The organism is Kocuria varians (assembly GCF_006539885.1).
Classification (GTDB): Bacteria; Actinomycetota; Actinomycetes; order Actinomycetales; family Micrococcaceae; genus Kocuria; species Kocuria varians.
Genome location: NZ_BJNW01000028.1, coordinates 1 through 14,489 on the forward strand (window position 1 = coordinate 1; position 14,489 = coordinate 14,489).

The 14,489-nt window shown below is 71.2% G+C and carries 13 protein-coding genes; 1 reads left to right on the forward strand and 12 read right to left on the reverse strand.

Annotated features, from left to right (window positions below):
- Positions 1–64: 64 nt before the first annotated feature.
- From KVA01_RS11965 to KVA01_RS12010, 10 genes are all read right to left on the reverse strand, one after another.
- Entirely contained in the window at positions 65–1,435 is a 1,371-nt protein-coding gene (locus KVA01_RS11965) for an NAD-dependent succinate-semialdehyde dehydrogenase (protein ID WP_141270469.1), read from the reverse strand.
- Positions 1,436–1,669: 234 nt separating this feature from the next.
- Positions 1,670–2,797 (reverse strand): HoxN/HupN/NixA family nickel/cobalt transporter, encoded by a 1,128-nt coding sequence (locus tag KVA01_RS11970; RefSeq protein ID WP_082810380.1) that lies wholly within the window; start codon positions 2,795–2,797, stop codon positions 1,670–1,672.
- 31 nt (positions 2,798–2,828) lie between these two features.
- Positions 2,829–3,785, reverse strand: coding sequence for an urease accessory protein UreD (locus tag KVA01_RS11975; protein WP_174805728.1), 957 nt, complete (start codon positions 3,783–3,785; stop codon positions 2,829–2,831).
- Positions 3,786–4,020: 235 nt separating this feature from the next.
- Positions 4,021–4,632, reverse strand: coding sequence for an urease accessory protein UreG (gene ureG / locus KVA01_RS11980; protein ID WP_068469783.1), 612 nt, complete (start codon positions 4,630–4,632; stop codon positions 4,021–4,023).
- Positions 4,633–4,784: 152 nt separating this feature from the next.
- On the reverse strand, positions 4,785–5,489 hold the full coding sequence (locus KVA01_RS11985; protein ID WP_082810379.1) for an urease accessory protein UreF: 705 nt from the start codon (positions 5,487–5,489) through the stop codon (positions 4,785–4,787).
- 4 nt (positions 5,490–5,493) lie between these two features.
- The gene (gene ureE / locus KVA01_RS11990; protein WP_068469781.1) at positions 5,494–5,985 is read right to left on the reverse strand and encodes an urease accessory protein UreE; all 492 of its coding nucleotides are present in this window, start codon (positions 5,983–5,985) and stop codon (positions 5,494–5,496) included.
- A gap of 129 nt (positions 5,986–6,114) precedes the next feature.
- Positions 6,115–7,830 (reverse strand): urease subunit alpha, encoded by a 1,716-nt coding sequence (gene ureC, locus KVA01_RS11995; RefSeq protein WP_068469779.1) that lies wholly within the window; start codon positions 7,828–7,830, stop codon positions 6,115–6,117.
- Between the two features lie 45 nt (positions 7,831–7,875).
- Positions 7,876–8,304, reverse strand: a complete 429-nt coding sequence (locus KVA01_RS12000; protein WP_068469778.1) for an urease subunit beta — start codon at positions 8,302–8,304, stop codon at positions 7,876–7,878.
- Positions 8,305–8,386: 82 nt separating this feature from the next.
- Positions 8,387–8,689, reverse strand: coding sequence for an urease subunit gamma (locus KVA01_RS12005; protein ID WP_068469776.1), 303 nt, complete (start codon positions 8,687–8,689; stop codon positions 8,387–8,389).
- A 255-nt stretch (positions 8,690–8,944) separates the two neighbouring features.
- A complete protein-coding gene (locus KVA01_RS12010) occupies positions 8,945–10,462 on the reverse strand; it encodes an MFS transporter (protein WP_233438874.1) in 1,518 nt (505 codons plus the stop codon).
- A 159-nt stretch (positions 10,463–10,621) separates the two neighbouring features.
- Here KVA01_RS12010 and KVA01_RS12015 point away from each other — a divergent pair, with 159 nt between their 5' ends.
- Positions 10,622–11,188, forward strand: coding sequence for a TetR/AcrR family transcriptional regulator (locus tag KVA01_RS12015; RefSeq protein ID WP_231860654.1), 567 nt, complete (start codon positions 10,622–10,624; stop codon positions 11,186–11,188).
- A gap of 221 nt (positions 11,189–11,409) precedes the next feature.
- Here KVA01_RS12015 and KVA01_RS12020 read toward each other — a convergent pair whose 3' ends face one another.
- Entirely contained in the window at positions 11,410–13,650 is a 2,241-nt protein-coding gene (locus tag KVA01_RS12020) for an ABC transporter permease (protein ID WP_068469774.1), read from the reverse strand.
- Positions 13,650–14,471 carry an ABC transporter ATP-binding protein gene (locus tag KVA01_RS12025; RefSeq protein WP_082810377.1) on the reverse strand — a complete coding sequence of 274 codons (822 nt, stop codon included), beginning with the start codon at positions 14,469–14,471 and terminating at the stop codon, positions 13,650–13,652. Before KVA01_RS12025 ends, KVA01_RS12020 begins: the two co-directional genes overlap by 1 nt.
- Positions 14,472–14,489: the final 18 nt, after the last annotated feature.

The following is a 14,489-nucleotide window of genomic DNA, read 5'->3' on the forward strand; positions in this document are numbered from 1 at the left end:
GCGGCCCGCCCCGGGTTGCCCCGGGACTGGCCGCCGCGCCGTCGTCGTCTGGTGGAGCGAGGCGTCAGCCCGCCACGCGAACCAGCTTCGTGTTGGCAAACTCCCCGAAGCCCCAGCGGCCGAGCTCACGCCCGTAGCCGGAGCGGCGGACGCCACCGAAGGGCAGACCGGCCTTGGTGGTGCCGTGCTCGTTGACGTAGGTCATGCCCACCTCGAGCCGGCGGGCGATCTCCTCCGCCTTCGCGGTGTCCTGGGCCCACACGGAGCCGGAGAGGCCGAACGAGGAGTCGTTGGCAAGCTCCACGGCCTCGTCCACCGAGTCGTAGGAGTAGACCACGGCCACGGGGCCGAAGATTTCCTCCTTGAACGCGTCCATCTCCCGGGTGACACCGGTGAGGACGGCCGGGGCCATCCAGGCGCCGTCGCGGTCCAGGGCGGTGCCGCCGGTGTGCAGGGTGGCGCCCTGCTCCACGGCGCGCTCCACCTGGGCCACGGCGTCGTCGCGACCCTGGACCGAGGACAGCGGGCCGACGTCGGTCCCGTCCTCGAGGGGGTTGCCCACCGTCATGGCCTCGACGGTCTCCACGACCACCTTCACGAACTCGTCGAACATGCTCGCGGGCACGAAGATCCGCTTGGGCGAGTTGCAGGCCTGGCCCGCGTTGCTCATCCGGGCGGTGGCAACGGTCTTCGCGGTCTCCGCCACGTCCACGTCGTCGAGCACGATCAGCGGGTCGGAGCCACCGAGCTCCAGGACGCTCTTCTTGAGGTTCTGGGCAGCCGTCTCGGCGACCGCCTTGCCCGCGCCCTCGCTGCCGGTCAGGGAGACACCGCGCACCCGCGGGTCCGCGATGATGTCCGTGACCTGGTCCGTGCTCACGAAGAGGTTGATGTAGGCGTCCTCTGGGATGCCCGCGGCGTGCAGGATCTCCTCGATGAGTTCCGCGGTGCGGCCGCAGATGGAGGCGTGCTTGAGCAGCACGGTGTTGCCCAGCATGAGGTTCGGGGCCGCGAAACGGGCCACCTGGTACTGCGGGAAGTTCCAGGGCATGACACCCATGAGCACACCCACGGGATCGGTGACGACCACGGACTTCGCGCTGTCGCCCACGTCCAGGGTCTCCTCCTGCAGCAGCGCGGGCCCGTGGTCCGCGTACCAGCGGTAGATCGAGGAGGACAGTGCCACCTCGCCCTGGGCCTGCGTGAACGGCTTGCCCATCTCGGTGCTGATCACGCGGGCCAGCTCGTCCCCGCGCTCCTGGAACGCGTCCGCCACAGCGGCCAGTGCCGCCGCGCGCTGTTCCGCGGGGGTCTTGCGCCACGAGGTGAATGCGGCGTCCGCGCGCTCGACGGCGCGGGCGACATCCGCGTCCGTGAGAGAGGTGAACTCCTGCTCGACGACGCCGGTGGCGGGGTTCTCTGTGCGGTAAGCCATGAGGTCTCCTTCTGTCGCGGATTCTCTTCGGGTCGGGGGTCGTCGCGCGACCCCTTCACCAGTTCCAACACCGGCCCCCGGGGGAAAGATTCCCGGCGCGCGGGCCGCGCCCGGAGCAGCCGGACGACGCCGCCCCGTAGCGCTGGAAGGGTGCCGGTGCCCTCCGCGTGCGCGTACCTGGGGCTGCACGCGGCGGTGTCCCGCGCCTGACGCGGCTGGCGGGAGACGCCGGAACTACGTCGACGACGCCGTCCCGGGCTCCCGGCGCCCCACCCACCAGAAGCGCAGCCACACGAGCGCGAAGACGGCGATGAGCGCGAGCCCGGCCTGGCCGAGGTCGATCTCCGCGAGCGCCGTCGTCACGGGGTCCTCCAGGTCCAGGAGGTCGTGCAGGAAGCCGCCCAGGGTGATCGTGGCGATGAACAGCGCGGAGACCGCGGAGATCACGGTGACGGTCGCGTTGAAGCGCATCCGGGTGCCCGTCTCCGTGAGGGCGTTGGAGTAGAGCTTCATCATGCCCAGCCCGTTGAGGGTGTCGCACAGGGTCATCGCGGCGGTGAAGGCCACGGGCAGACCCAGCAGCGCGAGTGCGGGGACGCCCGCCAGCGACGCCGAGACCGTGAGCAGCAGCAGGCCGATGGTCGTGGCGGTGTCGAAGCCCAGCCCGAACAGGAAGCCCAGGACGAAGATGTCCCGCGGCCGGCGCACCCGCTCCAGCGGCTTGCGCAGCAGGCGGGAGACGAGCCCCCAGTTGCCGTCCAGGGTGTGGGCGTGACCGTGCGGGGCGCCCTGGCCCGCGTCGCTGACCTCAGTGGAGCCGCCGGCCGGGACGCTTCCCTCCGCGGCACCTCCACCTGCGGAGCCCCGGCGCAGCAGCCCCGCCGAGATGCTCGCGTTGTAGAGCCCCAGCACCAGCAGGTACACCCCGGAGATCCCCGCACCGATCAGACCGAGCACGTGGTTCGCGGAGCTGCCCTCCTCGAACGCCCCGCTCACGAACTGCGCACCTGCCACCACCATGGCCCCGGCGAGCGTCACCACCAGGGAGTGCCCCAGGCTGAACGCGAAGCCCACGCTCGCGGGGTTCATCCCCTCGGACACGAACTTGCGGGTGGAGTTGTCGATCGCGGAGATGTGGTCCCAGTCGTAGCTGTGCTTCATGCCCGCGGCGTACGCGGTGAGCACCACGCCCAGGGCCAGGGGCTGCGCACCGGGGGCGAGCGCCGTCGCCAGCAGCCCGAACGCCAACACGTGCAGGGCGGCCACCGCGGCGAGGGTGAACCCCACCCGCACCCGCAGCGGCAGGGTGTGGCGGTCGGTCACGTAGCGGTGGAAGAGCGTGGGGTGGGACGTGGTGGACACGGTGCTCCTGGAGGGTCGTCGGGTCTGGAAGTCAGTACTTGCGCAGCCGCAGCGGCGGCTGGTCCCGCCACCGCTGCCGCAGCGCGTTCACCACGGCACGGTGCAGGGCGGAGATCGCCTCCGTGGAGTCGGCGAGGGAGCGCGCGCACACGCACCGCACACCGTACGGCTCTCCCGCCCCCGCCCGAGTGATGCCGGAGTGGGTGTCGGAGGCGTCCACGAGCTGGACGAGCTGCTCGTAGACGTCCTCGTCCAGGCGCGCGTCCGCGATCAGCAGCTGGCCCGTGTGGCTGTGCCCCTCCATGAACCCCACGCCGGTCAGGTCTCCGTGGGCGTCCGGATGGATGCGCAGCTGGTCCACGACGAGCCGACGGGGGCGCGCACCGGGTATTCGCGCGACAGGGTCCGTCCCCCGCGTCACCTGCTCGCCCTGCGTCTCCTGCGAGGACCGCGATCCCTCCGACGAGGGGAGCGTTCTCGCCGACGAGGACGACGACGCCGCGACTGCCGGCGGCAGCACCCGCACCTCGGTGCGCATCCGCAGCTCGTCGTACGCGAAGGACTCGCCGGTCGGGGACCACCCCGGCGTGACGACCTCCGCGAGCACGAGCGACGCCGTCGGGTCCATGTCCACCCGCGTGCGCTGCACGTACGAGCCACCCCGGTAGACGATCAACTGGTCCGGGACGTACTCGAGCACGGCTCCCGGCCCGAGCCGCACGGTCATCTCCTGGGCCGCCGGGCCCTGCGGGGTGCGGTAGACCTTGGTCGCGGACTGCGTGGTCAGCGCCAGGGAGGCATCCCGTTCCACGGTCACGTCCAGGAGGTAGGTGTCCGCCCCGAAGTACGCCCCGCCCGGGTTGATCACCGTGTACGTGACCTGCCCGGAACGGTCCAGGTAGTGCGGGCGCAGCACCCGCAGCGCACCCTCGTGGAACTGCCGGGCCGCGTACGAGCGGCCCTCGCGCTGCGCCACCTCCAGCCGCAGCTCCCCGGTCCACCGCGAGCGCCCGGCCGACGACGCCGCCGCGGCTGCGTTCCGCGCGTCCGCCGGCACGGGCGCGAGGCCAGCACCGCGCCCCCGGTCTCCCGCTGCTGCGGGCGCGCCCGTGGAACGCTCGCGGTCTACGGCGGTGGAGGCCGCAGCGGGGCCCCGCGCGGCGTCGTGCCCGGCCCCGGAGACCGCGGCGGTCGGCGTCGTCGTCGGCCCCTCGACCGGGGTCTCAGGCAAGGTCGAGCATCAGGACGTCGTCGCGGATCCACTGCTGGACGCGCTCGAGCCCCTCGTCCGTCTTGAGGTTGGTGAACGCGAAGGGCTTGTCCTTGCGGAAGACCTTGGAGTCCGCAGCCATGACGTCCAGGTCCGCGCCCACATGGGGAGCGAGGTCGGTCTTGTTGATGATGAACAGGTCGGACTTGATCATGCCCTGGCCGGCCTTGCGGGGGATCTTCTCGCCCTGGGCCACGTCGATCACGTAGATCGAGAAGTCCACGAGCTCCGGGCTGAACGTCGCCGAGAGGTTGTCCCCGCCGGACTCCACGAAGATCACCTGCAGGTCCGGGAACCGCTTCTTCAGCTGCTCGATCGCGGCCTCGTTCATGGAGGTGTCCTCGCGGATCGCGGTGTGCGGGCAGCCGCCGGTCTCCAGGCCGATGATCCGGTCCTCCGGCAGCACGGAGTTGCGTGCGAGGATCTTGGCGTCCTCGATCGTGTAGATGTCGTTGGTGATCGCGGCCATGGAGATCTCCTGGCTCATGGCTCGCGTGATGCGCTCCACGAGCTGCGTCTTGCCCGCTCCCACGGGGCCTCCCACACCGATGATGACGGGGTCCATGCTGTTCCTCCTGCTGCTCGTCGTGCTTCTGGTTCCCATGACGTGTCGTGCGTTCCGCCGGTTCATGCGGCCGTGCGGTTCGTGCGTTGCTGCCGGTCCCGGGTGAACCGGCCCGGGGCGCCCCTCCCGGCCGCGCGTCGTCGTCGTCGGCCTCAGCTCATGAAGAGCCTGGCCCGCTGCCGCTCGTGGTTCATCTGCGCGATCTCCAGCCCGGGGGCCACAGCGCCGAGCACCTCCTCGGCGATCCCCTGCGCCACGAGGTCTCGGGAGACGGCGACGGCGCGCCCCACCCAGTCCTGCGCGTCACGGATCACCGCCTGGCCGGTGTTCTGCCCCAGAGGGATGCCGCGCACCGCGTTCTGCGTCAGGGAGATCACCGTGGCGTACACGTGCGAGGCCACGGCCGTGTCCTCGGGAACGCCGAGCTCCCGGGCAAGCACGCCCCACACCGTGGCCTGGTGACCGTGCAGCCGCTCCTCCACAACCCCCTGCTCGTAGCGCTGAACCCACTCGCCAGGGTAGCTGCGGGCGCCGATGCTCAGCAGCCGCTTGCCCATGGTCATCCCGCCCTCGCGGATCTGGCGGGGCAGGGCCTGCGCCGTGACGAGCTCGTCCAGGTCCTCGATCCGCTCGAAGTCCTCCGCCGCGTAGACCAGCCGGATGGCCAGGGCGTCCGTGAACGTCAGCTGCTGGTCCACGAACATCTCCAGCCACGCGGAGAACGAGGCCTCGTCCTCCAGCTGCTCCGCGGCCATGTAGGTCTCGAAGCCCAGCGAGTGGCTGAACGCGCCGGTGGGCAGGGCGGAGTCCGTGAGCTGCATCAGCCCCAGGACACCCCTCATGGACGGCTCCACCACGGGCTCAGTGCGTGTGCTCGGCGTGGCGGAAGGGCACCGGCATGACCCGTTCCTGGCGGGAGTACGGGACACCGTGGTGCTCCAGGAAGTCCTGGACGGTGTGGTCGTACTGCACCACCATCACCTGCGCCCCGTACTCGCTGTCCTCGTCGAAGAACTGCGCCTGCAGGTGCCGGTTGCCCAGGCTGTGCGCCACGAACGCCATCTCCGTGATGGACCGCGCCCCGATCACCAGCACGTCCGTGGGCAGCACCTGCACCACCACGGCGTTGCCGCCGTCCGGATCGCCCTCCACGGCGAGCACGTCCCCGTCCCTGAGGTCCGGCGCCTTCGCAGGCAGCCGCAGCCCCAGCTCGTGGCCGTGGTCCGTGGTGAGGCGCTGGATGCGCTTGACCAGCTCCGCGCTGGGCAGCACCACCTTCTCCAGGTGCCTCCCGGCCACCAGCTCCGCGCCGGGGGCCTCGTGGATGTTGCCCAGGATCTCGGTGACGATCATGGGGGCTCCTTCCGTCGTCGTTCGTGGGTGGTGCGGTCGCGTCCGGCCGACGCCGGGCGTGCGGCCCCGGTTGCCGGGGCCGTCCGCCGGGACCGCGGGACGACGACGCCGCGCGGCGTCGTCGTCCCTTTAGAAGAGGAAGTACCGCTGCGCCATGGGCAGCTCGTCCCGGGGCTCGCAACTCACGGGCACGCCGTCCACGCGGACCTCGTAGGTCTCCGGGTCCACCCGCAGCTGCGGGGTCTCGCCGTTGAACTTCATGCCCGCCTTGGTGAGGGTGCGGATGCCGCGGCACTCGCGCACGACCTTCTGCAGGCCGAGCGCGCGCGGCACCCCGGCCCGGATGGACGCCTGGGACATGAACGTGATGGAGGACCCCGCCACGGCCTTCCCGTAGGCGCCGAACGCCTTGCGGTACCAGCGCGGCTGCGGGGTGGGGATGGAGGCGTTGGGGTCACCCATCACGCCGTGGACCATCTGTCCGCCCTTGAGGATCAGGTCCGGCTTCACGCCGAAGAACTTGGGCTCCCACAGCACCAGGTCCGCGAACTTGCCCTCCTCCACGGAGCCCACCGCGTGGGAGACCCCGTGGGCGATAGCCGGGTTGATCGTGTACTTGGAGATGTAGCGCTTGATGCGGTGGTTGTCCCCCACGGAGCCCTCGTCCTCGGGGAGCTGCCCGCGCTGGCGCTTCATGGAGTCCGCGACCTGCCACGTGCGCAGCACCACCTCCCCCACGCGGCCCATGGCCTGCGAGTCCGAGGAGGTCATCGAGAAGATGCCCATGTCCTGCAGCACGTCCTCCGCGGCAATCGTCTCCTTGCGGATGCGCGAGTCCGCGAACGCGACGTCCTCCGGGATGTCCGGGTTGAGGTGGTGGCACACCATGAGCATGTCCAGGTGCTCCTCGATGGTGTTGCGCGTGTACGGCAGCGTGGGGTTGGTGGACGCCGGGAGGATGTTCGGGTCCTGCGCGAGCTCGATGATGTCCGGGGCGTGACCACCGCCCGCGCCCTCCGTGTGGAACGTGTGGATCACGCGCCCGGCAATCGCCGCGCGGGTGTCCTCCACGAACCCCGCCTCGTTCAGGGTGTCCGTGTGGATCGCCACCTGGACGTCGTACTCGTCCGCGACCTGCAAGGACGTGTTGATGGACGACGGCGTGGCGCCCCAGTCCTCGTGCACCTTCAGTCCGATCGCGCCCGCCCGGATCTGCTCCGCCATGGGCGAGACCGCCGAGCCGTGGCCCTTGCCCAGGAGCCCGAAGTTCATGGGGAACTCCTCGAACGAGCGCAGCATGTTGTGGATGTTCCACTCGCCGGGGGTGATGGTGGTGGCCTTCGAGGACTCGCTCGGCCCCGTGCCGCCCCCGATCATCGTGGTGATCCCGGAGACCAGCGCCGTCTCGATCTGGTCCGGGCTGATGAAGTGGATGTGCGAGTCGATCCCGCCCGCGGTGAGGATCTTGCCCTCCCCCGCGATCACGTCCGTGGCCACACCGATCACGATGTCCACGCCGTCCATCACGTGCGGGTTGCCCGCCTTGCCGATCTTCTGGATGTGGCCGTCCCGCACGGCGACGTCCGCCTTGTAGATCCCCGTCCAGTCGATCACCACCACGTTCGTGATCACCAGGTCAGGGATGCCCACGTCCCGCACGAGCTGCCCGTTCTGGCCCATCCCGTCGCGGACCACCTTGCCGCCGCCGAACACGGCCTCCTCCCCGGGGGTCGTGAGGTCCTTCTCGATCCGCGCGAAGAGCTCGGTGTCCGCGAGACGCACGGCGTCCCCGGTGGTGGGCCCGTACAGGCTCGCGTACTGCTCCCTGCTCATCTCAAAGCTCATGGTCGGCCTTCTCGTTCGGCATCGGGTCGGGGGTGCTGGTGCTGCTCAGCGGGTCTCATTGGAGAAGTCGTCGCGCTGCTGCAGCGGCGCGGGGGCGTCCCCGGCGGCGGAGCGGTGCCGCGCGGGGGTGGCCGCAGCGTCGTCGTCGAAGGACTCCGGGGCGTGGGCGTCCAGCGGGCCGTCCATCAGGTCCCGGAAGCCGTGGACGATCCGGTCCCCGGCCAGCGGGATCAGCCGCACCGTGGTGGAGTCCCCCGGTTCCAGGCGCACCGCGGTGCCAGCGGGGATGTCCAGGCGGTGGCCCACGGCCCGGTCTCGGTCGAACTCCAGGGCCCGGTTGGCCTCCGCGAAGTGGAAGTGAGAACCCACCTGCACGGGGCGGTCCCCGCGGTTGAGGACCTCCAGGGTGATGGCCTCGCGGCCCTCGTTGCAGACGACGGGTGCGTCCGCCAGCACGTACTCTCCGGGTGTCATGGCTGCTCCTCGTGTACTCGTAGTGCCGGTTCTGTGCCGCCGGGGTGGGACGACGCCGTAGCGCCGGGCTGGTGGTGTCGCCTCAGCGGATCGGGTCGTGGACGGTCACGAGCTTGGTGCCGTCCGGGAACGTGGCCTCCACCTGGACGTCCGGGATCATCTCGGGGACCCCCTCCATGACGTCCTCGCGGGTCAGGATGGTGCTGCCCCAGCTCATCAGGTCCGCCACGGTGCGCCCGTCCCGGGCGCCCTCCAGCATCTCGTACGTGATGATCGCGATCGCCTCGGGGTAGTTCAGCTTCAACCCCCGCGCCTGGCGCCTGCGCGCGAGGTCCGCGGCGACCACCACCAGAAGCTTCTCCTGGTCCTTGGGCTGCAGGTGCATGCTCGGTCCCCTCCGGTCGGCCCGTCCGTTCCATCGCCGCCACCGGGGCTGTTACCCCGAGGTACGCGAACGTGGTCAGCGTACTCCCACAGCCGGAGCGGCTCCCGGGGCCAGGGAAAAGCTGAGGTGCACTTCTGACACTCCGCCCTCGCGGAATCCGGTCAGAAGTGCACCTCGGATGCGTGTGAACGGTCTCATCCGCACGGCGGGCGCGTCGCGCGGAACGGGCCACGCGGCGGCGTCGTACGCGGACGCTCAGACCCGGGCGCGCCGCACCCTGCGGTCGGCGCGCAGCACGCGCACCAGGACCAGCGCGACCACGGCCACCAGGATCCCGCCGAAGACCGAGGTCCACTGCATGCCCGCGGAGAACGCGGCCGTGGCGGCGTCGGCGATCGCGGAGCTCAGCGGGGACTCGGCGGCCACGTCCAGCGCGCCGCCCAGGGTCTCGTGGGCGGCCTGCGCGCGCGTCGAGTCCACGGCGGCCGGCAGCTCCAGGTGCGCCTGGTAGAACGCGGTGGTCAGCCCGCCCAGCACGGCGGTGCCGAGCACGGCGCCCACCTCGTAACCGGTCTCGGACACGGCCGACGCCGCACCCGCCTTGGACTCGGGGACCGAGGAGACCACGAGGTCCGTGGACAGCGTGGTGGCCAGCCCGGTGCCCGCGCTCATCACGGTGAAGGCCACGAGGATCGGGGTGGAGGACGACATCTGGTCCGTGAACGCCACCACGAAGAACCCGGCGGCCACGAGCAGCAGACCCAGCACCACGGCGGAGCGAACGCCGATCAGTCGCGCGATCCGCTCGGCACCCAGGCCGGTGAGGATGGACAGCAGCAGACCGGGGATCATGAGCAGGCCGGAGGTCATGGGGTCCATGCCGTTGATCAGCTGCAGGTACTGCGTGAAGAAGAACAGGAAGCCGAACAGCGCCACGTTGGACACCACGTTCACGGAGAGACCGCCGGAGAAGCGGGCGCTGCGGAAGAAGCGCAGGTCCAGCATGGGGTAGTCCTTGGCCACCTGGCGGCGCGCGAAGAGCACACCGCACAGGACGCCCACGGCGATGAACAGGATGCCGTGCAGCGGGGAGCCTCCGGTGGCCAGGGACTTGATGCCGTAGACCACGGGCGCCATGGTGGCCACCGCGAGCACGATGGAGGCGGGGTCCACGGGCCCCGGATTCGGGTCCTTGGACTCCGGCAGCAGCAGGGGCGCGGCGATCAGGAACGCCACCAGGGCGGGGACGGCCAGCAGGAACACGGAGCCCCACCAGAAGTGGTTGAGCAGGAACCCGCCCGCGATGGGCCCGAGGGCCGCACCGGCGCTGAACCCGGCGGTCCAGATGGCGATGGCCAGGCTGCGCTGGCGGTCGTCCCGGAAGACGGTGCGCAGCAGTGAGAGCGTGGTGGGCAGCAGCATGGAGCCGAAGACCGCGGTGCCCACGCGCGCGGCCAGCAGCCACTCGGCGCTCGGCGCGAACGCGGCCAGCAAGGAGACCAGGCCGAAGCCGGTGGAGCCGATGACCAGCATCTTCCGGCGGCCCATCCGGTCGCCCAGGCTGCCCATGGGGATGAGCAGCGCCGCGAGGATCAGGGGGTAGACGTCCACGATCCACAGCAGCTGCGCGGCCGTGGGGCGCAGCCCCTGGGAGATCGCGGGCAGCGCGAAGCTCAGGGCCGTGTTGTTCACGGACACCAGCAGCACGGGGAGTATCAGAACAGCCAGGGCACCCCACTGGCGGGCACCGGCCTTGCGCTGTTCTTCGACCATCACGGACACCTCGGGAACCTCCTGGGATTCGGATTGCGGCGGGGGACGACGGGAGCCGTACGCCCTTGTACCGAACCCCGCGGACGGGGGCCTCACCAGTCTTTACCGTCCAGACGGTACAGTTAACCTCGCGCGATCCGCAAGAATTCCCGTCACACCGTGAGGTCCACCACCGCCATGCCCCGCAAACCCGAAGCCCGCGAGAAGCTGCTCGCCGCGTTCGAGCACCTGGTGCTCACGGAGGGCGAGCGCGCCGCGACCCTGGACGCCGTCGCCTCGAACGCCGGCGTCTCCAAGGGCGGGCTGCTGTACCACTTCCCGCACCGGCAGGCCCTGGTCGACGCCGCCCTGGCCCGCTGCGAGGACCTCGCCGCACAGGACCTCGTGCGGCTGGGCACCTCGCCGCGCGGCGCCGCCCGCGAGTTCCTGGCCACGTCCCTGTACGACGACAGCCCACTGGACCGCAGCCTGGGCGTCGCCTTCCGGCTCGTGCAGGCCCGCGAGCCCGGGGCACGGGAGGCGTGCGCGCGCATCGAGCGGAACTGGTACGAGGCAGTCCTGGAGGACGTCGGGGACCCGGTCGTCGCCGCCGCGGTCAAGGCCATGAGCGACGGCCTCTACCAGCAGGCCTCCATGGGCCTGCTGCCGGAGGACGACGACGAGAAGCACGCGATCCTCGCCCACCTGCTGGAAGCGCTGGACCGCCTGACCCTGCCCGAAGACTGAGCCGATCCGGGGGCCATTCCCGACCCCGAGAACCCCACGAGTCTCGGCGTAGTGGCATGGCAGCCTCGAAGGCGGGCACCCCAGGGGCGTCGGCAAGGGGGACGGGAGCCAACGACGGCGCGGCCGCGGCGTCGTCGTCGGGCACCCGGGAAACCGCGTCACGGGCAGAGAAAAGGGGCGCGGCCGCCCGTACACGACCGCGCCCCTGGTTCATCGGAACCTCAGTCCGCCCGGGCCATGCCCTCCACGGGACTGAGCTTTGTGGCCCGGCGCACCGGCAGGGCGGAGGCGAGCACCGCCACGACCACGGCGCCAACCAGGATCATCAGGAACCCGCTCCACGGCACCACCGGGTGCAGGGTCACCGTGGCCGGGAGGATGGACATCAGCCCCAGCATCCCGAAGGCCCACCCGACCACGAGTCCCACGACCGTGGCCACGAGGGCGATCACCAGCGTCTCCCGCCGGATCAACGCACCCAGTTGCCGCTTGGACAGCCCCAGCGCCCGGAGCAGCGAGTTCTCCCGCGAGCGCTCCAGCACGGACAGGGACGTGGTGGACGCGATCCCCAGGACGGAGACCACCACCGCGGCGGCGAGCAGGCCGAGCACCACCGAGAGCATGATGTCCAGGATGCTCACGTAGCTGGCCTTCTCGAGCAGCGCCCCGCCCAGTTGGCCGGCGTCCACGTGCAGGATGCTCGCCACGGACTTCTGCAGGTCGGAGGCCTTGGAGGTGTCCAGGTACTGGGCGGCGTCGATCGCGGCGCTCGCCCCGGAGGGCAGGTCCCCGTCCGTCTGGACGCCCAGGACGTCCGGCAGACCCTTGAGCTGCGAGACCTGGTCCGCGCTGAGGTGGCCGGCCTCCGCGGGGACGGAGATGTCCACGGGTTTCTGCCGGTCGAGCTCGTTGAGCAGGTTCACGCGGGTCGCGTACTGCCCGGTGAACACGGTGGACACCAGGAGCACCCCGATCAGCAGGGCCGTGGCCGTGGTGCTGGTCCGTGCGGGGTAGCGGGAGGCGTTGGCCGCCGCGAGACGGGAGGGCACACCGCCGGGCAGGATCTTCCCGACCCCCCGCACCAGGGCGGGAATGTAGGCGCGGGAGGTCATCACCACGCCCAGGAAGGACGCCAGCCCACCCAGGATGCCCAGCCCGGCGCTGTGCTGCGTGGCCGCGAACACCAGGGTGCCCACGCCGGCCAGGAGGATCAGCGCGCCGAGCACGGTGCGCACCATCGGCAGACCGTCCGCGGCGCGGGAACCGCGCAGGCCGTCCAGCGCCGAGGCGCCACGGGCGCGGCGGGCCGGGCCCACGGAGGCGATCACGGTGAGCAGGATGCCGGTCACCAGGCCCACGAGGACGTCCCGCGGCGCGAGGGTCAGTGTCAGGGTCCCGGTGTCGAACAGGGCACGCGCCAGGGCGACGAGCCCCGCCACGGCGGCCACACCGAGCGCCGAGGACACGGCGCCCAGGACCAGACCTTCGAGCAGCACCGCACGGCGCAGCTGCGAGCCGGTGGCTCCGACGCAGCGCAGGAGTGCGAGTTCACGCGCCCGCTGGGCGGTGAGCACGGAGAGCGTGTTGGTCACCACGAGCAGCGCCACGAGCACGGAGAGCCCGGCGAAGGCCGCGAGCACGACGGCGAGCATGTCCGTCCCCTGGGACATGTCCTTGAGGGACTCCTGGGCGATCTGCTCGGGGGTCTTCACGGTCAGGGCGGGGAGCTGCCCCTCGCCGGTGCCCATGATGCGGTTGACCTCGGTGGTCAACTGGTCGAGCTGCTCCTGACCGGGAGTGCCGTTGTCGGTGCGCAGCAGGATCTCCGACCCCAGCCCGAGGCCGGACAGGCCCGTTCCGCCCAGGCGCTTCACGCCTGCGTCGGAGGCGTACCACTGCGGCAGCCCGGAGGCGGAGGCCTCCGCGGAGGTCATGCCGCTCACGGTGTACTTCGCGGCGGGGCCGGCGTCCGCCGCGGTGTTCTGCAGCTCCACGGAGTCCCCGACGCCCACGTGCAGGTCACCGGCGGTCTTCTCCGAGACCACCACCTGGTTCGCGGAGTCCGGGTACGAGCCCTGCGTGAGCTCCGCGGGCACCAGGGAGGTGTCCTTCGGGAGGTCGCTGAGCATCATGAAGGACTGGTCGGAGGAGTTCTCGCCGGAGGAGGTCGCGCTGATCTGCATCCGCTCCGGGGACCAGGCACCGGCCACGTGGGGCAGCGCCTCGATCTTCTGCAGCTGACGGGCGTCCGCGGCGGCCGGGGACTGCTCCTGGTCCGGGCTGCTCACCACGGCGTCGGCGTTCTTGTAGGGCGCCGCGAGGTCAGCGGCGAGGCTGGCGGACAGCGTGCTTGCCAGGCCGAGCGCGGCGGTCATGAACCCCGCGCACACGGCCACGCACACGACCACCAGGGCGTAGCGGCTCCACTGCCGGGTCAGCCGCGACCAGACCACGCGCAGCATCAGTTGACCCCCTGCGCATCGTCCACGAGCACGCCGTCGCGCACGTGCAGGACGCGGTCCGCGGCCTCGGCCACGGTGGCGTCGTGGGTGACGACGACGACGGTCTGGCCCAGCTCGTCCACGCAGCGGCGCAGCAGCGCGAGCACCTCGTGGGACGTCACGGAGTCCAGCGCACCGGTGGGCTCGTCCGCGATCACGACGTCCGGCTGGGAGAGCAGTGCGCGGGCGATCGCCACGCGCTGCTGCTGGCCGCCGGACATCTCGTCCGGGCGGTGGTCCAGGCGCTCGGTGATCCCGAGCGTTCCGGCGAGCGCATCCAGACGCTGGGCGTCGGCCTTCTTGCCGGCGAGCGCCAGGGGCAGCTCGATGTTCTGCCGCGCGGTGAGCGTGGGGACCAGGTTGAACGCCTGGAAGACGAAGCCCACGTGGTCGCGGCGAAAGCGGGTCAGCTGGTCGTCGGAGAGCCCGGCGATGTCCTGGCCGCCCACCACGATCCGGGTCTCCGGGTTGCGGTCCGGGGTGTCCAGGCCGGCGAGGCAGTGCACGAGCGTGGACTTGCCGGAGCCGGAGGGTCCCATCACGGCCACGAACGTGCCGGCGGGGATCTCCAGGCTGACGTCCTTCAGCGCCGCCACCGCGGTGCCGCCGGAGCCGTAGGTGCGGGAGACGTGGGCCGCGCTCACGGCGAGACGGCGCTGGGCCCCGCTCTCCGCACGGGCGGCCTCCGCGCGGCCGGTCTCCGCGCCGGTCGTGTCGGGGCGGGTGGTCTCGGACCAGGGCGGGTTGTCGTAGCGGCCCAGGGAGGGCTCAGAGGAAGTCATGCCTCCAGTGTGGTGCAC

Excerpts from the sequence above, each read along its gene's own strand:
- KVA01_RS11965 (WP_141270469.1), bottom strand. The coding sequence starts at position 1,435 with ATGGCTTACCGCACAGAGAACCCCGCCACCGGCGTCGTCGAGCAGGAG.
- ureG (WP_068469783.1), bottom strand. The coding sequence starts at position 4,632 with ATGGACCCCGTCATCATCGGTGTGGGAGGCCCCGTGGGAGCGGGCAAG.
- ureE (WP_068469781.1), bottom strand. The coding sequence starts at position 5,985 with ATGATCGTCACCGAGATCCTGGGCAACATCCACGAGGCCCCCGGCGCG.
- ureC (WP_068469779.1), bottom strand. The coding sequence starts at position 7,830 with ATGAGCTTTGAGATGAGCAGGGAGCAGTACGCGAGCCTGTACGGGCCC.
- KVA01_RS12000 (WP_068469778.1), bottom strand. The coding sequence starts at position 8,304 with ATGACACCCGGAGAGTACGTGCTGGCGGACGCACCCGTCGTCTGCAAC.
- KVA01_RS12005 (WP_068469776.1), bottom strand. The coding sequence starts at position 8,689 with ATGCACCTGCAGCCCAAGGACCAGGAGAAGCTTCTGGTGGTGGTCGCC.
- KVA01_RS12010 (WP_233438874.1), bottom strand. The coding sequence starts at position 10,462 with ATGGTCGAAGAACAGCGCAAGGCCGGTGCCCGCCAGTGGGGTGCCCTG.
- KVA01_RS12020 (WP_068469774.1), bottom strand. The coding sequence starts at position 13,650 with ATGCTGCGCGTGGTCTGGTCGCGGCTGACCCGGCAGTGGAGCCGCTAC.
- KVA01_RS12025 (WP_082810377.1), bottom strand. The coding sequence starts at position 14,471 with ATGACTTCCTCTGAGCCCTCCCTGGGCCGCTACGACAACCCGCCCTGG.